Here is a 19,937-nt window from a genome sequence, read left to right as displayed (position 1 = left end):
GACCAGCGGCTGGTCGCCATAGACGAATTCCATCATGTTTCGGCAAACCCGAACAACAAACTCGGACAGCAGCTTGCACAAATCATTGAACATGGAAGCGCCCATATCGTCGCCATGACCGGCTCCTATTTCCGTGGAGATGCGGCGGCAGTTCTGTCTGACGAAGACGAACGCAAATTCGAGCGTGTTACCTATACCTATTACGAGCAGCTAAACGGTTACAAATATCTGAAACAACTGGATATCGGATACTTCTTCTACGCAAATTCCTACGCCGACGATATTCTGAAGGTTCTTGATCCGGCCCAGAAGACAATCATTCACATTCCGAGTGTGAACTCGCGCGAAAGCACGAAGCAGAAGGTCAAGGAAGTCGAGCACATCATCGAAGCCCTGGGCGAATGGCAGGGCCGTGATGAAAAAACCGGCTTTCATCTTGTTAAAACACCGGAAGGGCGGGTTCTGCGGATTGCTGATCTCGTCGATGACAACAGTGACCGGGATCGGGTTTCGGCCGCACTGCGGGACCCGACCCAGAAGCATAATCGTGATTACGTCGATATCATCATTGCCCTCGGCATGGCGAAAGAAGGCTTTGACTGGATCTGGTGCGAACACGCCCTCACAGTGGGCTATCGGGCTAGCCTCACTGAGGTCGTGCAGATCATTGGGCGTGCAACTCGTGATGCTCCAGGCAAGACCCGCGCGCGCTTCTCCAATCTCATAGCCGAGCCCGATGCGACCAGTGAAGCCGTCAACGAGGCGGTCAACGACACGCTGAAGGCCATCGCTGCGAGCCTGCTGATGGAGCAGGTACTGACGCCGAGATTCGAGTTCCGACTAAAGACACCGCAGAACAACGAGGAGCCTGGCTTCGATTACGGTCCCGAAGGATATGATCCCGAAAAAACCAATGTCGGTTTCAGCGAGGAGCAGGGCGTCTATCATATCGAGGTCAAGGGACTAACCACGCCGAAGAGCGAGGAAGCAATCCGTATTTGCCGCGAAGATCTCAATGAGATCACTGCTACATTCGTTCAGGACAAGCCGACCATTGAGCAGGGGCTGTTCAATGAGGAACTGATCCCGGAGGAGATTACTCAGGTCCGTCTTGGTAAAATCATCAAGGAGAAATATCCTAACCTTGATGCGGAAGATCAGGAAGCCGTCCGTCAGCATGCGATCGCTGCGCTGAACTTCACACAGCAGGGCAAGCAATACGCCCTTGAAGGCGTCAATCAGGAAGAAACTGGGACTTCCGGAAATGGGGCCGAGGGCGGCCCGGAAGACAGGCAAACCCGGAATAATGCCCTGATCAACGGAGTTCGCCAGTTTGCGCTCAGTGTGCGTGAACTCGATATTGATCTGATCGACCGCATCAATCCGTTTGGCGAGGCCTATGCGATTCTTGCAAGCGCGATGACGGAAGAAAGCCTGAAACAGGTCGCTGCTGTCATCGCGGCAAAACGCACCACGCTTACGCCGGAAGAAGCAAAAGAACTGGCCCTGCGGGCTTTCAGATTCAAGAAAGAGCGCAACAGGCTTCCATCGATCACCTCCACAGATCCATGGGAACAGCGAATGGCCGAAGGCGCAGCAGCTTTTGTCCGCTTCAAAGATGAGGGCCGTTATGAGTGACATGGATCTTGACGAACTCCGCTCTGAACTTGATGACTTCGCCAAGCCGGAGAAAAAGAATGGCCGTTCACCGCGTGAAGAGCGGATCATTGCCGGGTTTGAAGAAATTCAGCGTTTTGTCGAGCAGAACGGTCATGCTCCGCAACACGGAGAAGATCGTGACATCTTCGAACGCCTATATGCCGTTCGTCTTGATCGATTACGCGGTCTTGAGGAGTGTCGGGAACTTCTTGCGCCTCTCGACGATCAGGGCCTGCTTGAAGACGCTGGCAGTCACATCGCGGATCAGTCAGATATAGACGACGATGAACTGCTGGCAGAGCTAACCGACAGCAAGGAAACAGTGGACATCACCAAGCTCCGGTATGTTCGCACGACGGCAGAGAAACGTGCGGCTGAGGAAATCGCCAATCGCGAACAATGCAAGGATTTCGAGCGTTTCAAGCCCATATTCGATGCCGTGCAGAGTGACCTCGATAGTGGGGTGCGGATCACTCAACCGATCCGCAAGGATGCCGGGTTCCTGAAAACTGACATCAAAGCCGGGCAGTTTTTCATCGTCGGCGGCCAGATTGCCTACGTTGCCAAAGTCGGGAGCCCGATCAAAGCTCCAAACGGTCAAAACGATGCCCGCCTTCGTGTCATCTATTCCAATGGCACTGAGAGCAGTCTTCTGCTTCGCTCCATGCAGCGTGCCCTTTATAAAGACGAGATAAGCCGTGCAGTGTCGGAACCTAAAGCCGGACCTCTCTTTGCGGCTGAGAACGAAGACGGAGATCATGCCAGCGGCACGATCTATGTCCTTCGCAGCAAATCCGATGATCCGGTGATAGCATCCAAACGTGATCTTCTGCACAAGATCGGCGTAACCGGCGGCGATGTCGCCAAACGTGTGGCAAATGCGAAACTGGACCCGACATTTCTTATGGCTGACGTTGAAATCGTCGCCACATACAAGCTGTTCAACATCAATCGTACCAGACTGGAAAAGCTGATCCATCGCGTATTTGGACCGGCTCGTCTGGATGTCACGATCATGGATCGCTTCGGCAACCCGATCGTTCCGCGCGAGTGGTTTCTTGTGCCGGTGTTCATTGTTGATGAGGTCGTGGAACGGATCAAAGATGGTTCGATCACTGACTACATCTATGATCCCAAGACAGCCTCACTTGTGAAAATGGATTAGCGATAGGTAGGGCAATGCATACAAACAGCCATACTCAACGCGGAAAGTGGTCGCAAGCAGGCGTTCCCAAGAAAGGCTGGTCATGCGTTGGAGTCGATGATCTCGAAGAACCACAACAGCTTTGCCAAATGTGTGAAAGCATAGAAATCCGATATGTTCATATCATGGAACATCCTGATTATGTAGATCAGCTTCAGGTCGGATGCGTCTGTGCCGAGCACATGGAAGAAGATTATAAAAGACCAAGAGAGCGTGAGCAGCGTCTGAAAAAAGCAGCCAAACGTCGAACATCATGGGCAAACCGCACATGGAGAGTGTCTCGAATGGGAAACCCTTACCTTAACGTAGAAGGTTTCAATCTGGTAATTTACGCTCGACAAGATAAGTGGAGCGTAAATATAAAAAACCGCGCATCAGGAATCACAAAATCGGGGCGGAAACTGTATTCTTCCGTTTCTGAAGCAAAGATAGGCGCGCTTAATGCACTGCTTTGGGCGAAGGAGTATCTAAAGTAAAAGTCCCATTTGGGTCGAAAGACACTTGATACAGGTTATAAGCTCCATCCCTGCTAAATCGTTGAAGACTGCATTCTGACCGCGCGCACTAAGCGATAATTGCCATGGCCTAGCAATTATCAACTTTTCATCCGTGGAAAATAAAATTTTATAAATCAATGTATTATGAATTTATTCTCGATTTGGGTCATACAGATATATAAATCCCCTATTATTCAGTCCGTCTTGTGTAATTTTTTTTGCTGTATCCAGAACATAAACATCGCTCTCCGTAGGTGCATCGACTACCGAAAACCAAGGTATATTTCCATTCCAATATGATGGAACAGAAGTTTTGGGGGTTCCCCCTGTAAGAATGGTTACGCATTGGTTAAATGCTGATGTTTCCCATCCCTCGGGCTTTCCCTTATCATCCAGCCTATCGGGAAAGAGTTTCCACAGTTCTGGTGCGAGGTAAGGGGTTTCTCCGGCCATTTTTGCCCGTGTCGGGCCAAAATCGACAAACCAGTCCCGAAACAACGCCCGCGCCATGGCTTCCAGCGTTTCGTTCGTCCGGCGGTTGAGGTCTATCTTGTCGTCAAGAGAGCCGAGGATAGAAGAGATAGCTGTTTGTGTATGTAACGGAGGGATAAATATGGGAAGCTTCAACTGAGCTGTAATGCCCAAATACGATCTGGTTGAGCCACCTCCCGCCCATGCTGAGAAAACATCTTGGAAATCTTTAGTTTCAAAATAATATCTTAAAAAATGGGGGAGTAATTTTGTTTTGTCTATAACGCGATAAAATGTAACCTGTGGTGTTAACATAACATAAGGGTAAGGATTTTTCTGTATAATGGCTGTTCTACCAATACTGGCTTTATGTGACAACAATACATCGTCTGGATAAGCAAAACCCTTGCGTAAAGTATCGGCTAGATTTTTTTGAATAAACTTACATTTTTGAAAATCCACATGTCCTGATACCAAATCCGAGGCCATTATAAACGGGATTCCATCCGAAACATAATCCTCAGATTTAGGGTGTGCTTCACCATGGTTCCCATCCATAGGTGGCGCTATAATGTTTGCATTTACCAAATCAATCACTGTCGTGAGAAAAATTTCAGACATTGATCATTCCTGATTTTTCACAAATGATTTCTTTAAAATGGTTATCTGTCACTGCCCAATCCAACACATCAACTTTCCACGGCAGTTCTGACTCAGAGAAAGCTTCTTCCAGCCATGCTCGTGTTTCTAAAGACAAAGGCTCATCACCCATAATCGCCAGATCAAGATCAGAAAAAGGTTTCGCCTTGCCTGTGACACGCGAGCCAAAAGCCCTCACTTCACGGTCGGGCACAATCTCGTTGAGTATCCGCATTACAATGGCCCGTTCTTCGGGCGTTATGTCGATCTGTCCTGTCACGCTGTGCGCTCTTTCAGCGTGGCCAGCAGAAATTCGGCTTCTGCGATAAAGTCTGGAATGGTGGCTACAACCTGTTTAGCAGTGGCCTCGTTGTAAGTATGGCTGGTCAGGTTGCGCATTTTACGGAACACGCTCCACTGGGGCCATGCACTTTTGAGTAGTCCGGCTTCGTTGGCGGAGCGGATCATATCCGGAAAGCCCATGCGGTCATATTCCTCGGGAGAGGCTGAATTGGCTTCCAGAAAGCGTTTCAGGGTTTTGTGGCTGAGTTCATAGGTAAACTCGAAACGCTGGATCAGGCCGTCCCGCAACTGCTCGTCGTCGGGCTGGGCAAGGTGGCGTGTCCAGCCTTCCTTCAGTCGGTCGAGAGCGCGTTCCAGTGGGGTGAGATACAGCATCACGCGCTTTCCTTCTGCACGATCAGCTTCAGGGAGGCGGTAATTTTTGTGTTCAGTTCTTCACCCTGCGCAAACTGTTCTTTCAGAGTTTTCTCAAGAGCAGCAAAGCGTTCGGTAAATGGCACGCTGTCTTCTTCGGCTTCCTCTGCTCCCACGTAGCGGCCCGGTGTCAGCACAAAGCCGTGCTGTTCCACCTCGTCCAGTGTCGCGGATTTGCAGAAGCCCGGACTATCCTCATAGGTATAGGTGCCCGCGTCCTTTTCTCCACGCCATGCGTGGTAGGTGTCAGCAATGCGGGCCACGTCCTCGTCCGTCAGTTCCCGACGGGTGCGGTCAATAAGCTTGCCCAACTTGCGGGCGTCAATAAACAGGATTTCCCCGCGCCGGTCTCGCCAGCCTTTTTGCTTTTTGGTGCGGGTGAGGAACCACAGGCAGGCTGGAATCTGGGTGGAATAAAAGAGCTGACCGGGCAGGGCCACCATGCAATCCACCACATCGGCTTCCACCATCCGGCGGCGAATTTCACCTTCGCTGTTCTGGTTGGAGGACATGGAGCCATTGGCCAGCACCACGCCAGCGGTGCCATCGGGGGCCAGATGCCACAGGATATGCTGGAGCCACGCATAGTTGGCATTGCCCGCAGGTGGCTTGCCATACTGCCAGCGCGGGTCTTCCTCCAAAGACGCATTCCACCAGTCCGACACATTAAAGGGCGGGTTGGCCAGAATGTAGTCAAAGCGCAGGTCTTTCAGTTCATCCCGCAGAAAGCTGCCTTCATTGTTCCAGCGAATATCCGCGCCAATACCCCGCACCGCAAGGTTCATGCGGGCCAGACGCCATGTGGTGTGGTTGCTCTCCTGCCCATAAATGGCAATGTCACCCAGCTTGCCGCCATGGGTTTCCACAAAGCGTTCAGACTGCACGAACATACCACCAGAGCCACAGCACGGGTCATACACCCGGCCCTTATAGGGTTCGAGCATGGAGACAAGCGTGCGTACCACGCTGGATGGTGTGTAGAACTCGCCCCCACGTTTGCCCTCGGCTCCGGCAAATCCGCCAAGGAAGTATTCATAGACCCGGCCCAGCACGTCCCGTGCCTTATCATCCGTATCGCCCATGCCGATGTCGGAGATTAGGTCGATCAACTCCCCCAACATCACGCTATCAAGGGCAGGCCGTCCGTAATCCTTGGGAAGAACGCCCTTGAGCTGTTCCGGGTTGGCTTTTTCAATGGCCAGCATGGCGTCATCAATGAGTTTGCCAATGCCGGAGGAACGGGCGTTGTCTCTCAGGTGAGACCAGCGGGCAGTCTCGGGCACCCAGAAGATGTTTTCAGCCAGATATTCGTCCGGGTCTTCCGCCGCTGCCGGGTCGTCCAGCATCAGTTCAGCATGGCGGGCTTCAAAGGCTGTGGAGATGTAGCGCAGGAAGATCAGGCCAAGGGCCACATGCTTGTAATCTGAGGGTTCAAGGTTCTTGCGCAGCTTGTCAGCCGCCAGAAACATCTGCTGCTCAAAGCCCAGTGTCGCGCTCGCTGTCTTGGCCTTACTCGCCTTGGTGGTTTTCTTGGGAGCAGGGGCAGCATCAGGGTTCTTGCGAGGGCGACCGCGTGGCATGAAAGAAAGCCTTGTTTCTCAGATAATCAGATACTCTAGTTTGCAGGAAACCGGCCATCTGGTCGAGAGATAATGGCGGGATGGAGGTCTGTGAATCTCCGTCAGTTATTGGGTAGGGATGGTCAACCAGGATGACATGACTGGACACAGTATTTCTGCTCAGCGCTCGAACCCCTCTGAAGGTTTATGGGAGAGTGAGCGTTTCGCAAGGGAAGTCTGTCTTGTTTTTTCTTCTTTTTGCTTCTGCTCTGCGATTTTGAGTTCCTCAACTTCCTTACGTCTTTTTTCGACGGTCTGGCGAAGATCCTCGTTCTTCAACAGAAAGCCGTACTCAACGGCAAGGTCCACAACGCGCGCTTTGAAATCGTCGGTCCCGGTAATTTTGACTTGATCCCATCTGCTGGCTGCCAGTTGCAAGGATGCCAGGATGATTTCCCGATCTGTGGTGTCGCAGACATCGATCCGATCGCCACGATCGGAAAAGGCAATATGTTCTGGATCGGTAAGTCTGCAATAATGGACATAGGCTCCCCGCACGACAGACCTGAAGCCCGGGATGCTGTAAACTCGCCTCTCGCTATCGGAACGTGTCCCATGTCCCTCGAGACGCATGAAGTGCTCTGGGTGTGTCCACAGCGCCGCCAGAAACGGATCCCTGTTCGCCTTCAACCACTCCTCTACCGTGGGGAAGGGAGGCAATCGCTTTCGATTGGCAAGGCGTTCTTGCTTCTGCTGTTCATGGAGAAGGCGAAGGGCTGTCCTATGTTCGTCAGCCAGCGCATGCCGTAGGGCGTTGAGCGCCACGCCACGTCGCCGCCATCTACCCTTCAGAACGGTCTCGCGTTCCCGGCGCTGCATTTCCTTCAGGCTGGTCCTCTGGTCTGCATGCTGACGGGCAACGTCTGATAATGCTTTTGTTCTCGCCGCTTCGTAGTCTTTGCGCTCCAGGTGGTAGTCGCTCAAATCGACATCATTCGGTCTTACCAGGAGAGGAATGGTAAGAGTGCCGTCAGCGGGTATTTCCGCAGCCTCATCAGGCTCTTCGTACGGTCCCAACCTGCGTTGCATCTGGATAAAGCTGATCTGCCGATCAGCCTGACTGGCTTTGACTGCTGAATCTCCAACCATGATGACAGCGCCATTGCCATGTCGGCGGTAGCTCATGCCTTTCCGTGCCAGACTCTCATGAACGTCAGCCCAGCATGTTGCTGCTTTAATGACAGGAACCGCCTCTTCAATGGCGACATCCCGTGCAGACCTTTTACCGGTTCTGCGCTCCGCTTTTTTGCTATCGGTTTTGACTGGAGTTGTCTTATCTCCGGGGCGATTGCAGCGAACCAGTTTTCCATCCCGGTCGACCTGATAAAGACCATTTCCCTCGCGTGACCATCCCTGACCGTGCTCGATCAAAGCGATGGCCCTGTGACCAGCTTCAATGTCAAATCCTCGATTGATTTCGGTGCATCGGAGTGTCTCTGGATCTACACGATTGACCACAACATGCAGATGACGATTGTCGGTGTCTGCGTGCAGTCCGTAGACAATCTGATGCTGTTCCAGTCCCATCTCTCTTTGTAGCAGTGTGACGGCGTCATCCACCTGTTCTGTCGTCGGACTTTCGCCGCGTTTCCAGCTCAGCACGTAGTGGTTCACGGTGTCAGCAGACCGCGCGGCTTCAGTTGCAAGTGCGATCATCTCCGCGATCTGACTCTTAAGAAAATCCGTCAGAAAACCCCGCGCTCCGAAATAGATACATTTTTCAGACGTGTCGGTTTTTTCCGGACTTGTGACGTAGAGAATCAACCGCCATATTCGCTCAGATTTTGACGTCGATTTCTTTGGATTTTTAATCTTCTTGATGATCATTACTGATCGCCTCAATTGCCGCTTTCAGGGCGTGCAGGGTGGCTAGTGTTTCCTGCGCATGGTCACCGTTGCTTGATAGGTAGAGATGTTTGAGAAGTCCGCCCAGACGGCGCAACTCCCGGATCATGGCGATATCAGTGTGGGCAACGATCGGACGACCAAAATAACGCCGTCGGACCAGTTCTGAGACACTCACTCCAGCCAGGGTGGCATCCTCTTTCAGTCTGTCTTTTTCATCCGTCGTCAGTCTTACATTGACGATTGCATCCAATGGGAAACGACCTCTGACTTCAAAAGGCATCATGTGGACTCCTTCTTTTGGAAGAAGAAAAGAAAAAGAAGCAGGAAGGAGCCAGCCTGTGAGACGCGGAGCGCCGAACGGTCTGGCGTGGTTTGTTACACCATGCGGCGCATGTGTGTGACAAACCCCATCCTGTAAATCGAATCAGTGATAGTTTACCACAACCGAGAGAAATTTGCGGCATGTCAAAAATTGCAATTTTTTGCGCCGTAAAAAATAATCAAGATAATGTATAATGAAATCACAACAGCGAATCAGTTGACTGATTTGAAGCGGGGACGACAATGCGCACATATCACATGCGATCAAAAATAGACTCTATAAGAAAGAAAATATCCGAACTTCCGGAATTGAAAGCAGATGAGATTCAGCTCAGCAATAAAGAAAGTATTGCCGTTCTGGCCAACGATATCGCTACATTGAGAAAACGAGGATATGGGTTCGAACAGATTACTGACTTCCTCCGAGAGAATGATTTTGAAATCACGGTTTCGACGTTGAAGACATATCTAAAAGGTCAAAATCCTGATGGTGGAAAAGAACCAAAAAATAATACGAAGAAGATTAAAAATTCTACGACTGAAAATAAAAAAGTCACCAAAGTGACGGTAAAAAACCCAATAAAAAAACAGACAAAAAAGCAGACAGCGAAGGCAGATAAAAATCAGGCTGAATTTCTGATCGCGCCAGACCGCGATACGTTGTGAAAAGGATGAATCGCATGGAGAATATTTATCTGGTTGGCGGTGGAAAAGGGGGTGTCGGAAAATCAATGGTGAGCATGAGTCTCATCGATTTCCTGATAAATGAGGGTAAAAATGTCTTACTTGTTGAGACAGATAATTCAAATCCTGATGTCTTGAAATGTTATGGTGGCGTGACAACTGCAGTCGCTTTAAATCTTGATCACGTTGATGGCTGGATGGATCTCATCACTCAATGCGACCGTCATAAAAACCATGTCGTTGTCATTAATTCGGCGGCCCGGAATGATCATGCAGTACAGACTTATGGGGATCGACTTCAACAGGCCTTACCATTGCTGAAACGCAAGCTGTTCACGTTCTGGGTCATCAATCGGCAGCGTGACTGCGTAGAATTGTTAAGAAATTTTTTAGAACAAATTCCCGAATCTAAAACAAACGTTCTTATGAACTCTTATTTTGGTAACAAAGAAAAATTTGAAACATACAATAACTCGCAAACCAAGAAATATATTGAACAACTTGGTGGAAAGTCACTTATTTTTCCGGAGCTCGCGGATCGGGTTGCGGACGATTTGTACATCAAGCGGATGACGATTGAGAAGGCGGCGGAAGATCTCCCGATTGGTAATCGGATTGAACTTTTGAGATGGCGGGCAGAAATCAAAAAGATGTTTGAGGAGGTTATCGAATGACAAAATTCGAGACCGTTTTTCAGGGATTTTATGGACGAAATCCCACGGACGCCGAGATCCAGGAGCATTACCGGATCAAGGCTGCAATGGATATCCGGGATAACGATGCATTGTGGCTGATCCTGATACCCTTTCAGTATTATACGAAAGCATTGCAGGATATTCCGCAGGCCATTGAAGTCATCTCTGATGAGTTCAATCAGAATTCACGTCAGGCAATGCAGAGATATGAGGCAAAGATAAAATCAGATTTGAATTCCGCTGTCACTGCGGCGGGGCAGGTCGTTGCGTCTACAATCCTGCAGCGAAAGATGCAGATGTGGAGTGCAATTTCAATTACGGTGTTTGCACTTGTTTGTATAGGTCTGGTTACAGTCTTGTGGGCCGGAAGAACACAGTTTCATGACGCCCATTATGACGCTGGTTATAATGCAGGATACAACAAAGGAACTGCGGACGGACAGAAAGCAGGGTATAGCGCGGGGTCTAACGCTGGGCAGAAAACCGGCTACGAAAAAGGAATGGCGGATGCCCGTGACATGAATGCTCTGGCGATGACGTCTTGGGCGACGGGTGAGGCTGGGAAGACAGCCCGACAACTCTATGAACACGGATTGATCGATCCGATCTACAAGCTCTACAAATCGGGTGACCTTGCCAAGATACTTAAATGTGCAGGGAGTGGATGGCGTGTACAGAACGGCTATTGTCTCAGTTCAGTGACAACAGATGGCGGGGGTGGGGCTGTTTATGATGGTTGGAGGCTGCCTTGACGATGGTTGCGTGTAGATGGAAATTCTGTGGTCATCTGGATTGAGCTATTTGGACGCTTGCTCGGCGATAAGCCGACCTACGGCTTACGCCCTCATCCTCGACATACAAGGCGCGATAAAGATTTCCAAAACCGGACATGTGCGCGTGGCAAGTCCGACATACTCGCGTATGCCGTCACCGTTGTTCCCGTCTGCCAGTAATTTCCGCTCATGTGCCTCACGATGCTGCGCATATTGGTAATTATACTGTAGCAAAATGAACCTACATCTCTGGACAAACACCTGAGCGAGCGCATGGTTAAGTGGTTCAACTTGATGGAATGATGCCCCGCATGCGCCGCTGATTGACGGCGCGCTTCATCACACCTCAACGCCAGTTCAGTCCTGCGCGGCACGACGATCAAATGCGGCGCGGGCCTGTTCAAGGGCGGGACGGTTCTCGCGTGCCCAACTTGCCAGGGCTGCCAGAGGTCCTGTCAGGCTTTGCCCCAATGGGGTCAGACAGTACTCAACCTTCGGCGGGACGGTAGCATAGGCTTTGCGAGCCACCAGTCCATCGCGTTCGAGCCCGCGCAGAGTGATGGTCAGCATCCGGTGCGAGATGCCGGGGATGCGGTGCTTCAACGCATTGAAACGATGGGTGCCTTCTGAGAGATGGCCACAGACCATGACCGTCCACTTGTCGCCAATGCGTGCAATCACCTCTGCCAGGCCGCGACATTCAGCTTCTACATTTTCCATTGCTACTCCTTGGGGCGACAGGAACCTGGGTGTTCTTGACGCATGAATTCATGCGTACTTGTTAGCTTATAGGAACAAATTTATCCTAAAGAACCATAAATAACCATGGAATCTGATGATGAAAATAGGTGTGAGCGGTGCCAGCGGCCAGCTCGGTAGCGCAGTTGTTCAGGCGTTGGCAGAAACGGTTGCGGCCGAAAACTTGGTGGCGATTTCGCGCACCCCCAAGACCGATCGAACCTACGCAGGTCGCTTAGGCGACTACGACCAATCCGAGACATTGGTGGCGGCCTATCAGGGCCTAGATCGCCTGTTGTTGATTCCGGGGGCTGATCTGCGGCCGGGGATTCGTTCGCGCCAGATGTTGGCGGCCGTGGATGCCGCTGCACAGGCCGAGGTCGGTCACGTCTTCCTGTTGTCGGCAACCGGGACGCAGCGTGAGGGGGAGTCCGCCGTTGGGGCGGCGTATTGGCACAGTGAGCAGGCGTTGATCAAGAGCGCGATCCCCGCATGGACGATACTGCGTATGAGCTATTTTTCCGAGACGCTGGTCGAAGAGGTGCGGATGTCTTTGACGGCAGGCGGGCTTGCGATGCTTGAGGACAGCCGCGTCAGTTTCGTTTCGCGCGGCGACGTGGCCAAAGCTGCCGCCGCCGCATTGACCAGCGAGGGCCACGAGGGCGCCATATATCAGCTGACAGGCTCTGAAGCCCTGCGTGGTGAAGCGGTCTGCAGACTGGTCGCACAGCAGATCCAGCGGCCCTTTGCCTTGAACGTTATGCCCGCCGAGGTGTTGCGAGCCGGGTTGCTCAAAACGGGTCTGCCTGACGTGGTTGCCGATGCCGTGGTATCGATGAAGGCGCGGCAGGCGCGTGGCGCCTACGACATCGTCAGCGGTGACATCGTGCGTTTGACCGGAGGCACGCCGTGTTCCCTGGCCGAAATTCTGGCGAGTATCGCCGGAGGACTGGGGCAGTCGTAGCACCGCACTTGCTGGGTGCTTTGCTGCGCCATTCGACGGAGGTCCGCGCCACCGGTGCAAGTAGGCTTGGAATTGCGGGTACATGACCACGTTGGAGGCGTAGTTCAGCAAGAGGTCAGGTCCAACTGGATGTCGGCGTTGCCAGGGCACTCGACCAGATGGCTTTCCAGGGCGATGGCGTCCGGGGCGGCTAGCAACTGTGTTTGAGCGGCCTCTCGTCACAATCACCAACGCTATCCTCAAAAGCGGAGTGCCATGGCGCATTAGCTCCGCCGCCTAAACACTGTTGCTAATTCAGACCGTCACGAGGCTCAACGAAAGTGCTATTCCTCTCACTGTCGAACCGATCGCGTGCCGTTCTGAATGCCGCAGCGTTGTCAATAATCCACCGCCAAAGAGGCATCATTCCTACGAGCAGCCCCTTTCCCAACGGAGTGAGAGTATAATCCACCCGTGGCGGGACCTCACCGTAATCATGGCGAATAATAAGACCGTCGCGTTCTAACTGACGAAGAGAACGCGTCAACATACGCTGGGTAACTCCCTCAAGCCGCCGCGCCAGCTCTGCGTGCCGCAGAGTACCAGCAACACCAAGAATATGGACAATACCGAGTGACCATCTGTTGCCGGCATGCGCAAGCACTTCTCGCTTCAACCCGCCATCGTTGTCACTGAGAGCAGCACAGGCTGCCTGCGACTGAGCCATCACGGCATCGAAGTCCAGATTATCGAACGGTATCACTCGTGTACCTTCTTCTCATTGCTACATCATGTCTTATTTTAACTTCATAATTATAAGGAATTCCTGATGCCAGAGATGAAGACCCCTGTCGCTGAAACCCTTGTCATCGGCGCCGGAGAGCTTGGGCTTGCTGTCATCACCGGCCTGCTTGAACAGAACGCGGAATGCACTCGGTCAATCAGCGTTCTTCTCAGACCATCAAGCGCAAGCACCAGAACGGATATTGCGCGACAATTAAAGCAAAAAGGCCTGCAGATCGTTTATGCTGATCTTTCGACGGAAACGGTAGAGGACCTCTCCGCCCTCTTCGCCAAGTTCAATACAATTATATGTTGTACCGGGTTTGTTGGTGGTCCCGGAACACAACGTAAAATTACCAGTGCTGTCCTGAAGGCTGGGGTGGACCGTTATGTGCCGTGGCAGTTCGGTGTCGATTACGATGTTGTTGGACGTGGCAGCGGGCAGCCAGTATTTGATGAGCAATCAGACGTAAGGGACATGCTGCGCAATCAATCTGCGACCCGATGGATAATTGTTTCGACAGGAATCTTCACCAGCTTTCTGTTTGAACCAGCTTTCGGTTTGGTGGACCTTCAGGGTGCCAAGGTTCGCGCACTCGGCAGTTGGGATAACCGTCTGACGGTGACCACTTCCGAAGATATAGGGCGACTCACAGCGAGTATCCTCGCCCATAAACCGCCGATCCAGAACGAGGTGGTTTACGTTGCCGGGGATACGTTTTCCTACGCTCAACTCGCCGAAAAGATGGAGCACTATCTCGGCCGCCCTGTCATTCGGGAACTGTGGGATATGGATAGGCTACGCGCAGAAATCGCCGCACACCCTGATGACGGAATACGGAAATATCGTCTTGCGTTCGCACGCGATACTGGCGTGGCATGGGACAAGAAACAGACTTTCAACGCTTTACAGGGCATTGAAGTAACCGACGTCATGACCTGGCTAAAACGCCAGCAACGTCATGTAGCTTAAACCACTCACTGTTTGCGACATCTGAATTCCGGGAGACACAAGCTCTGCATCAATCCTAGCCATTCGCCCCTTGGTTTACTTGCAGAGCGTGGCCGGAGCATGCCGTTCTGCTAGCCTCTGATGGAAGTCAGCATGAAGTGCTGCAAGTGTAATCTGGCCAAAACGCGCGAGAAGTTGGGCCTTAACATCGGCCAGGACGCCACTCATGGCGTGGTTAACGGCTTCCTCAACAAGGCACTCAGTCTCCACACTCCGGTTCCCTATGGCGAATAATCTTGGGGCATCAAGAGCCTCGTAAATATCTCGCAGCGTTACCTGATCCAACTGGCATGAAAGCGTCCACCCGCCGCCATGTCCTTTTTCGGAGTGTACATATCCATGCTCACGCAGACCGCCCATAAGACGTCGCACAACCACGGGGTTGGTGTTAAGGGCGCGAGCCAGGGCTTCTGACGTCATGGGGCCACCTGCTTCTGCCATGTGCAGGAGTACGTGGAGCGCACAGGATAATCTGTTATCTTGTCTCATGTAACTTCATGTGTTGCTAGAGTGCGATTTCGTCAGTATATCATGAAACTCGAAAAGTGACATGAAAGTGTGTGCGAACACTCTTACTTCGAGGACATGCTGTATGAATTTGCTCGAAATTCTGACAGTCGGCGTCGTGGCGACTGCTGCATCCGATATCTGGCAACAGGCCCAGAAACCATTGACTGGAATTCCTGCAGCCAACTGGCCTGTCACCGGCCGCTGGGTCATAGGGTGGCGTGACGGCAGGATCTATGACCCAATGATTGGAAAAAGACCCTCCCTGAAAGGAGAGGCACCTGTCGGTTGGGTATTTCATTACCTGATTGGTGCTGTTTATGCCGCACTGTACCTCAGTTTTGTGGCGGTCATAGCAAAGACAGTCCCCACATTGTTAAATGGTTTGCTCTTCGGACTTGTTACCCTTTTAGCGCCTTTTCTGTTTATGAAACCTGCTCTGGGCGGCGGTTTTTTCGGGCTTAGGGCTCCCAATCCTGGAAAAGGACTATTTCTCAGCATAAGCGCTCATGCTGTCTTTGGAATGGGACTGTATTTAGGTGAACTTTTTTACCAAGGTGTTTTCTGAAACCTTATTCATAGAGTGATTACAGTTTTCTATAATTACGAGGACTGACACCTGTCACTCTGCGGAAGACCTGAGCAAAGTGACTTGGACTGTCGTATCCGATCCTCAAGGCAATCTCGATAATGGAAAGATTGGTCTTACGAAGCATTTCTGATGCTTTCTGGACGCGGCGCTGCATGAACCAACCAGAGGGGGTTTGTCCCGTGGTTGTGCGGAATAAGCGACTGAAGTGAAAACGGCTCATGCCACACAAAGCAGCGAGACAATCCAAATCAAATGGTTCAGCCAGATGTGCTTCCATATGATCAAGAACTTTACGCAGTTTCCATGTGGGCAAGAGAGTGGATCGTAGCTTTATCTTAGCCTTGGTATCAGCATACTGTCTTAAAAGATGAACTGTCAGACTTTCCAGAAGGCCATTTACAAATAAGGGATTTGCAATAACGGAAGATTGCATTTCAGCTATCAGACCACTCAAAATTCCTGATATGAAAGCATCTTCCCCGCCCGAAACATCCCACATTCGAATACGGGATGAATTCAGATTTAATGACATGGCAGCTCGATAGACAAGCTCAAGTCCAAGATAGAGATGCAACACCTCAAAACAAGTGTCTTCCTTGCCCTGCCAACGCATCAGATAGGGTGTGTCCGTCTGCGTGAGGTAAAATGTTCCTGCTCTTGCCTTGCTCTGCTGCCAAGTCCCTGTCAGTTCACGCTCTTCGACATTTGCTTCTCCGCGGATAATCCAAACAAGCAGGGGTTCTGCGACGGCAGGTACAAGAATTTCGTCTTTTTGTACCGGGCGAGTGAATATCTGGACGTCAACATCCTTCCAGACATCCCCTTTACTTTGCGCGACTTTCTTCCCGGGGAGAAGTTGCTCCAGTGTCAAACTGGCAGCACGCCGAGAAGGAAGGCGGGACAAAACCATCTGCTACACTCTCTCATTTCCATGCGCGACTATCTATAGCGCAAAATCGCAATAGTTTCAGCAAGAAGCCAAGCGAGATATCTTCTGGCATAATTTACACCTCCTTCGACAATTAAGGCCGATTGAAGGCTCGTCGTGTGGAGAAGATTATGAATATTGCAGGAAGAATTGCTCTGGTGACCGGAGCATCCAGTGGCATTGGTGCGGCAACAGCGCGCAAACTTGCAGCAGAAGGAATGACAGTCGGCCTGGCGGCACGTCGTCATGATCGCCTGGAGACGCTTGTTAGTGAAATTACCAAGGCTGGCGGTCGAGCCATTCCTCTGGTGACGGACGTTACTGATCTTGTCTCGTGTCAAGAAGCGGCAAAGAGCTTGATCGCCCAATTTGGAAGGATTGATGTTCTGGTCAACAATGCAGGCCTGATGCCCCTATCCAGCGTTGACAGCCTGAAAGTGGACGAATGGCAGCAGATGGTGGACGTCAATATATCCGGTGTTCTTAATGCAACGGCAGCCGTTCTTCCGCAGATGATCGCACAGCATTCGGGCCATATTTTCAACATGTCCTCGATTGCAGGCCGGAAAGTCTTTACGGGTCTCGCCGTTTACTGCGCCACCAAGGCTGCGGTAACAGCGTTTTCAGACGGCCTCAGAATGGAGATCGGACCAAAGCATAATATCCGCGTTACCTGCATTCAGCCGGGAGCCGTAAAATCGGAGCTTTACGACCACATTACAGATGCTGATTACCGCAAACAGATGGATGATCTTGCAGCGTCCATGACCTTTCTCGAAGGCGAGGACATAGCAGACAGTATTCTTTTTGCTCTGAAATCACCTGCACGTATGGATGTTGCAGAACTTTTTGTTCTTCCGACTGAACAGGGATGGTGAACAGAAACTGATCGCCAGCTGAGCTTAGGAGTCAGGCACCCTACCGTCGAAAAGAGGCTTAAGGCTGGAAAGCCTCTTGAAGCTCGGTCACAAAGACCCGCAGCTTTGGTGTCATAACTGGACCTGCGTTATAGAGCAGGTGCATGGGCCTGTCCGGAACTGTCCACCTGGGCATAAGCCGGACAAGCCGTTTATTTTTAATATCAGGAAGCAGGGCCTGCTTATATCCCACCAGAATACCATCGCCAGCAAGTGCTGCAGAATGCAGAACACTTGAATCATTACTGATTATCCTCCCGGAAACGGTGACTGGCCGCGTAACGCTGCCTTGAGAAAAGTGCCAGGTCGTTACAGGGCCGCCGGAATTTTCATACACGAGACACTCGTGGCGCATCAGATCTTCGGGCTGCTCTGGAAAACCGTGTTTTTCCAGATAGGTTTGAGCTGCACAGATGACCCGACGATAGGCCGTCAAAGGGCGACTGACCACTGTAAGGTCCGTCTCAAGTTCACCAATTCGGATCACAGCCTCATGACCGTCCATTGTGGGGTGAATCAGTTGGTCTGTCAGTGACAAATGGACTTGAATTTCTGGATATCTTTTCTGAAAATTGTGAACAAATGGCAGCAATACTGTTCGCCCGAAAGTGACGGGTACACTGACAGATAATGTACCGCGGGGTGTGCCAAGCGTATTGGCTGCCAGACTGTCAGCTCGTTCAGCAGCCTGCAGAACAAGCCGACATTGCTCGCAATAGAGCCGTCCTGTTTCAGTCAGACTTTGCCGACGTGTCGTTCGATGCAACAGGCGAGCACCAAGGTGATGCTCCAGAGCCTCTATATGCTTGGCCACCATCTGCGGCGACAAAGTCAGATGCTGGGAGGCCGCAGCAAAAGATCCCAATTCCACAACCTTGATAAAAATCTTCATGCTGGTTAACCGGTCAAGCATTCACCATCCTCAGTTGTGACTGATGTCTTGTATCGACAATTTATCCAGCGAAAAAGAGGAATATGCTGAAGGCTTCGAGCGATTGGCAAGTCCAGTTCTGATGGAGTCTTTCGAAATGCCTGTTTATCTTGTGCGCATGGACCACCCTGACGGCGAGGGATGGGGACAGCATGTCGCAGTACACGTATTGTATCTCAGGCGCCTTATTCAGGAAGGCAGACTGCTGGCCTCCGGTCCGTTGAAAGGCACCCCACTGCGCTCCGGCTTTCTGATTATGAAAGGTGCCAATCGGCAGGAGATTGACGCGATGATTGCCGGTGATCCCTTTGCATCAGAAGGTTTGATTTGTGATCTGCGCATTGAAGAATGGGACCCGCTATTCGGGTGCCTGTCAAACCATGCAACTGGCAAACTCCCGCAAGAATTGAAGTCTCTTTTCCCTTCATGACAACAGCGCTGTGTCTTTTGAGAAATAAAAACGAAAAGAGGGCCTTGGGATTATGAACGATCTTCAGTGGTATACTGTAGGGGATGCCCGCATACTAAAAATACAGGATCTGACGCTAGCAGCACTCACTCCAGAACTCTTGCTTCCTGACTGGGATGATGCAACGGCACTTCAGGCTTATCCTGATCTGTCTGAAACGCTGGATGCTTCAGAAACGAAAGTCCTTTTGAGCGTTCATAGCTGGCTCATCAAGGATCGCGGTCGGAACATTCTTGTGGATACGGGGGCCGGGAATAGCAAGGCTCGACCTGCTGCTCTGTTTTTCGATCACTTGCAGACCGTGTGGCTTGAAAATCTGATGCGCGCTGGCGTCCGACCAGAAGATATCGATTTTGTTCTTCTCACCCATCTGCATGTTGATCACGTGGGGTGGAACACACGCCTGCAAAATGGCATCTGGGTTCCGACCTTCCCGAATGCCCGATATGTCTTTTCTAGAGCCGAATATGATTTTTTCAGTAATCCGGCTCATGATAGCGTCCGCAATAAAACCAGTTTCATGACACGCATTGATAGCGTTGATCCGATTATCTCGGCGGATCTTGCGGATCAGATTGACGTAGACGGATCCGAAGTTCTTGAAGGAATCTCCTTTCACCCCACACCTGGGCATACGCCCCATCACGCGTCTCTCGTGCTGAAATCAGGTATGGAGCGTGCGCTCTTCACGGGTGATGTCATGCATCACCCCATTCAGGTATGTATTCCGGAGTGGAGTGCCGTTTTTGATGCAGATCCTCAGATAGCCATCATATCGCGAAAATGGGCTTTGAATTATGCTGCCGAACACACCGCAGCAGTATTCACATCGCATTTTCCGATGACATCCGCTGGAAAAGTGATGACATACGACCAGGGAAGGGGTTGGTCTTTCCTCTAGGGCTGCCATTATGTCCGCTGTTCACCTCGTTCAATTCCATTGCGGACATTCCGCTTTCCTGAAGGGTTTCGGGCGCCGCGAGGCGTACG

Annotated in this window: 23 protein-coding genes; 12 read left to right on the top strand and 11 right to left on the bottom strand. The window is 51.4% G+C overall.

What is annotated here, in order from left to right; genetic code table 11:
* The 3 genes from AD948_RS02560 to AD948_RS17515 all read left to right on the top strand — a co-directional run.
* On the top strand, nucleotides 1-1,638 hold a 1,638-nt coding region (locus AD948_RS02560; RefSeq protein WP_061470502.1), incomplete at its 5' end, for a DEAD/DEAH box helicase.
* A complete protein-coding gene (locus AD948_RS02555; RefSeq protein ID WP_061470501.1) occupies nucleotides 1,631-2,824 on the top strand; it encodes a GIY-YIG nuclease family protein in 1,194 nt (397 codons plus the stop codon). The genes AD948_RS02560 and AD948_RS02555, both read left to right, overlap by 8 nt.
* Nucleotides 2,825-2,838: 14 nt before the next feature.
* Nucleotides 2,839-3,339 (top strand): hypothetical protein, encoded by a 501-nt coding sequence (locus AD948_RS17515; RefSeq protein ID WP_082782262.1) that lies wholly within the window; start codon nucleotides 2,839-2,841, stop codon nucleotides 3,337-3,339.
* Nucleotides 3,340-3,510: 171 nt separating this feature from the next.
* Here the strand turns inward: AD948_RS17515 and AD948_RS02550 are convergent, their stop codons facing one another.
* The 6 genes from AD948_RS02550 to AD948_RS02525 form a co-directional block, all read right to left on the bottom strand.
* A complete protein-coding gene (locus AD948_RS02550; RefSeq protein ID WP_061470500.1) occupies nucleotides 3,511-4,452 on the bottom strand; it encodes a restriction endonuclease subunit S in 942 nt (313 codons plus the stop codon).
* The gene (locus AD948_RS02545; RefSeq protein WP_061470499.1) at nucleotides 4,445-4,750 is read right to left on the bottom strand and encodes a nucleotidyltransferase family protein; all 306 of its coding nucleotides are present in this window, start codon (nucleotides 4,748-4,750) and stop codon (nucleotides 4,445-4,447) included. The genes AD948_RS02550 and AD948_RS02545 overlap by 8 nt, the downstream gene beginning before the upstream one ends.
* Nucleotides 4,747-5,148 carry a nucleotidyltransferase substrate binding protein gene (locus AD948_RS02540; RefSeq protein WP_061470498.1) on the bottom strand — a complete coding sequence of 134 codons (402 nt, stop codon included), beginning with the start codon at nucleotides 5,146-5,148 and terminating at the stop codon, nucleotides 4,747-4,749. Before AD948_RS02540 ends, AD948_RS02545 begins: the two co-directional genes overlap by 4 nt.
* Entirely contained in the window at nucleotides 5,148-6,767 is a 1,620-nt protein-coding gene (locus tag AD948_RS02535) for a class I SAM-dependent DNA methyltransferase (protein ID WP_061470497.1), read from the bottom strand. Before AD948_RS02535 ends, AD948_RS02540 begins: the two co-directional genes overlap by 1 nt.
* Nucleotides 6,768-6,926: 159 nt before the next feature.
* A complete protein-coding gene (traI, locus tag AD948_RS02530; protein ID WP_061470496.1) occupies nucleotides 6,927-8,633 on the bottom strand; it encodes a TraI/MobA(P) family conjugative relaxase in 1,707 nt (568 codons plus the stop codon).
* On the bottom strand, nucleotides 8,614-8,937 hold the full coding sequence (locus AD948_RS02525; protein WP_248845895.1) for a plasmid mobilization protein: 324 nt from the start codon (nucleotides 8,935-8,937) through the stop codon (nucleotides 8,614-8,616). The genes traI and AD948_RS02525 overlap by 20 nt, the downstream gene beginning before the upstream one ends.
* Nucleotides 8,938-9,218: 281 nt before the next feature.
* Here AD948_RS02525 and AD948_RS02520 point away from each other — a divergent pair, with 281 nt between their 5' ends.
* From AD948_RS02520 to AD948_RS02510, 3 genes are all read left to right on the top strand, one after another.
* The gene (locus AD948_RS02520) at nucleotides 9,219-9,641 is read left to right on the top strand and encodes a hypothetical protein (protein WP_156478896.1); all 423 of its coding nucleotides are present in this window, start codon (nucleotides 9,219-9,221) and stop codon (nucleotides 9,639-9,641) included.
* Between the two features lie 14 nt (nucleotides 9,642-9,655).
* A complete protein-coding gene (locus AD948_RS02515; protein WP_061470505.1) occupies nucleotides 9,656-10,333 on the top strand; it encodes a nucleotide-binding protein in 678 nt (225 codons plus the stop codon).
* An 86-nt stretch (nucleotides 10,334-10,419) separates the two neighbouring features.
* Nucleotides 10,420-11,106, top strand: a complete 687-nt coding sequence (locus tag AD948_RS02510) for a hypothetical protein (protein WP_140329580.1) — start codon at nucleotides 10,420-10,422, stop codon at nucleotides 11,104-11,106.
* 378 nt (nucleotides 11,107-11,484) lie between these two features.
* Here AD948_RS02510 and AD948_RS02505 read toward each other — a convergent pair whose 3' ends face one another.
* Nucleotides 11,485-11,847 carry a winged helix-turn-helix transcriptional regulator gene (locus AD948_RS02505; protein ID WP_007284623.1) on the bottom strand — a complete coding sequence of 121 codons (363 nt, stop codon included), beginning with the start codon at nucleotides 11,845-11,847 and terminating at the stop codon, nucleotides 11,485-11,487.
* A gap of 115 nt (nucleotides 11,848-11,962) precedes the next feature.
* Here AD948_RS02505 and AD948_RS02500 point away from each other — a divergent pair, with 115 nt between their 5' ends.
* A complete protein-coding gene (locus AD948_RS02500; protein ID WP_061470493.1) occupies nucleotides 11,963-12,829 on the top strand; it encodes an NAD(P)H-binding protein in 867 nt (288 codons plus the stop codon).
* A gap of 289 nt (nucleotides 12,830-13,118) precedes the next feature.
* On the opposite strand, the gene AD948_RS02495 is transcribed toward AD948_RS02500, so the two are convergent.
* The gene (locus AD948_RS02495) at nucleotides 13,119-13,571 is read right to left on the bottom strand and encodes a winged helix-turn-helix transcriptional regulator (protein ID WP_082782261.1); all 453 of its coding nucleotides are present in this window, start codon (nucleotides 13,569-13,571) and stop codon (nucleotides 13,119-13,121) included.
* A gap of 66 nt (nucleotides 13,572-13,637) precedes the next feature.
* On the opposite strand from AD948_RS02495, the gene AD948_RS02490 reads away from it, so the two are divergent.
* Nucleotides 13,638-14,564: an aromatic alcohol reductase gene (locus AD948_RS02490; protein ID WP_061470492.1), complete on the top strand. Its 927-nt coding sequence runs from the start codon at nucleotides 13,638-13,640 to the stop codon at nucleotides 14,562-14,564.
* A 75-nt stretch (nucleotides 14,565-14,639) separates the two neighbouring features.
* Here AD948_RS02490 and AD948_RS02485 read toward each other — a convergent pair whose 3' ends face one another.
* Complete coding sequence (locus AD948_RS02485) at nucleotides 14,640-15,092, bottom strand: Rrf2 family transcriptional regulator (RefSeq protein WP_082782260.1); 453 nt, start codon at nucleotides 15,090-15,092, stop codon at nucleotides 14,640-14,642.
* 103 nt (nucleotides 15,093-15,195) lie between these two features.
* Here AD948_RS02485 and AD948_RS02480 point away from each other — a divergent pair, with 103 nt between their 5' ends.
* A complete protein-coding gene (locus AD948_RS02480) occupies nucleotides 15,196-15,678 on the top strand; it encodes a DUF2938 family protein (protein ID WP_061470491.1) in 483 nt (160 codons plus the stop codon).
* A gap of 19 nt (nucleotides 15,679-15,697) precedes the next feature.
* On the opposite strand, the gene AD948_RS02475 is transcribed toward AD948_RS02480, so the two are convergent.
* On the bottom strand, nucleotides 15,698-16,612 hold the full coding sequence (locus tag AD948_RS02475) for a helix-turn-helix domain-containing protein (protein WP_061470490.1): 915 nt from the start codon (nucleotides 16,610-16,612) through the stop codon (nucleotides 15,698-15,700).
* A 149-nt stretch (nucleotides 16,613-16,761) separates the two neighbouring features.
* On the opposite strand from AD948_RS02475, the gene AD948_RS02470 reads away from it, so the two are divergent.
* On the top strand, nucleotides 16,762-17,508 hold the full coding sequence (locus AD948_RS02470; RefSeq protein WP_061470489.1) for an SDR family oxidoreductase: 747 nt from the start codon (nucleotides 16,762-16,764) through the stop codon (nucleotides 17,506-17,508).
* A gap of 58 nt (nucleotides 17,509-17,566) precedes the next feature.
* On the opposite strand, the gene AD948_RS02465 is transcribed toward AD948_RS02470, so the two are convergent.
* Complete coding sequence (locus AD948_RS02465) at nucleotides 17,567-18,460, bottom strand: LysR family transcriptional regulator (protein ID WP_025829524.1); 894 nt, start codon at nucleotides 18,458-18,460, stop codon at nucleotides 17,567-17,569.
* A 115-nt stretch (nucleotides 18,461-18,575) separates the two neighbouring features.
* On the opposite strand from AD948_RS02465, the gene AD948_RS02460 reads away from it, so the two are divergent.
* Nucleotides 18,576-18,908 carry a YciI family protein gene (locus AD948_RS02460; protein ID WP_248845893.1) on the top strand — a complete coding sequence of 111 codons (333 nt, stop codon included), beginning with the start codon at nucleotides 18,576-18,578 and terminating at the stop codon, nucleotides 18,906-18,908.
* Between the two features lie 52 nt (nucleotides 18,909-18,960).
* On the top strand, nucleotides 18,961-19,848 hold the full coding sequence (locus AD948_RS02455; protein ID WP_061470488.1) for an MBL fold metallo-hydrolase: 888 nt from the start codon (nucleotides 18,961-18,963) through the stop codon (nucleotides 19,846-19,848).
* Nucleotides 19,849-19,937 lie beyond the last annotated feature (89 nt).

Source organism: Acetobacter senegalensis (genome assembly GCF_001580995.1).
GTDB classification, from domain to species: domain Bacteria; phylum Pseudomonadota; class Alphaproteobacteria; order Acetobacterales; family Acetobacteraceae; genus Acetobacter; species Acetobacter senegalensis.
Note: the sequence above shows the minus strand (reverse complement) of the source record. Positions and strands in the feature narration are given on the sequence as shown.

Coding starts and splice junctions, on each gene's coding strand:
- AD948_RS02555 (WP_061470501.1), top strand. CDS start 1,631: ATGAGTGACATGGATCTTGACGAACTCCGCTCTGAACTTGATGACTTC.
- AD948_RS17515 (WP_082782262.1), top strand. CDS start 2,839: ATGCATACAAACAGCCATACTCAACGCGGAAAGTGGTCGCAAGCAGGC.
- AD948_RS02550 (WP_061470500.1), bottom strand. CDS start 4,452: ATGTCTGAAATTTTTCTCACGACAGTGATTGATTTGGTAAATGCAAAC.
- AD948_RS02540 (WP_061470498.1), bottom strand. CDS start 5,148: ATGCTGTATCTCACCCCACTGGAACGCGCTCTCGACCGACTGAAGGAA.
- AD948_RS02535 (WP_061470497.1), bottom strand. CDS start 6,767: ATGCCACGCGGTCGCCCTCGCAAGAACCCTGATGCTGCCCCTGCTCCC.
- traI (WP_061470496.1), bottom strand. CDS start 8,633: ATGATCATCAAGAAGATTAAAAATCCAAAGAAATCGACGTCAAAATCT.
- AD948_RS02525 (WP_248845895.1), bottom strand. CDS start 8,937: ATGATGCCTTTTGAAGTCAGAGGTCGTTTCCCATTGGATGCAATCGTC.
- AD948_RS02520 (WP_156478896.1), top strand. CDS start 9,219: ATGCGCACATATCACATGCGATCAAAAATAGACTCTATAAGAAAGAAA.
- AD948_RS02515 (WP_061470505.1), top strand. CDS start 9,656: ATGGAGAATATTTATCTGGTTGGCGGTGGAAAAGGGGGTGTCGGAAAA.
- AD948_RS02510 (WP_140329580.1), top strand. CDS start 10,420: ATGGATATCCGGGATAACGATGCATTGTGGCTGATCCTGATACCCTTT.
- AD948_RS02505 (WP_007284623.1), bottom strand. CDS start 11,847: ATGGAAAATGTAGAAGCTGAATGTCGCGGCCTGGCAGAGGTGATTGCA.
- AD948_RS02500 (WP_061470493.1), top strand. CDS start 11,963: ATGATGAAAATAGGTGTGAGCGGTGCCAGCGGCCAGCTCGGTAGCGCA.
- AD948_RS02490 (WP_061470492.1), top strand. CDS start 13,638: ATGCCAGAGATGAAGACCCCTGTCGCTGAAACCCTTGTCATCGGCGCC.
- AD948_RS02485 (WP_082782260.1), bottom strand. CDS start 15,092: ATGAGACAAGATAACAGATTATCCTGTGCGCTCCACGTACTCCTGCAC.
- AD948_RS02480 (WP_061470491.1), top strand. CDS start 15,196: ATGAATTTGCTCGAAATTCTGACAGTCGGCGTCGTGGCGACTGCTGCA.
- AD948_RS02475 (WP_061470490.1), bottom strand. CDS start 16,612: ATGGTTTTGTCCCGCCTTCCTTCTCGGCGTGCTGCCAGTTTGACACTG.
- AD948_RS02470 (WP_061470489.1), top strand. CDS start 16,762: ATGAATATTGCAGGAAGAATTGCTCTGGTGACCGGAGCATCCAGTGGC.
- AD948_RS02465 (WP_025829524.1), bottom strand. CDS start 18,460: ATGCTTGACCGGTTAACCAGCATGAAGATTTTTATCAAGGTTGTGGAA.
- AD948_RS02460 (WP_248845893.1), top strand. CDS start 18,576: ATGCCTGTTTATCTTGTGCGCATGGACCACCCTGACGGCGAGGGATGG.
- AD948_RS02455 (WP_061470488.1), top strand. CDS start 18,961: ATGAACGATCTTCAGTGGTATACTGTAGGGGATGCCCGCATACTAAAA.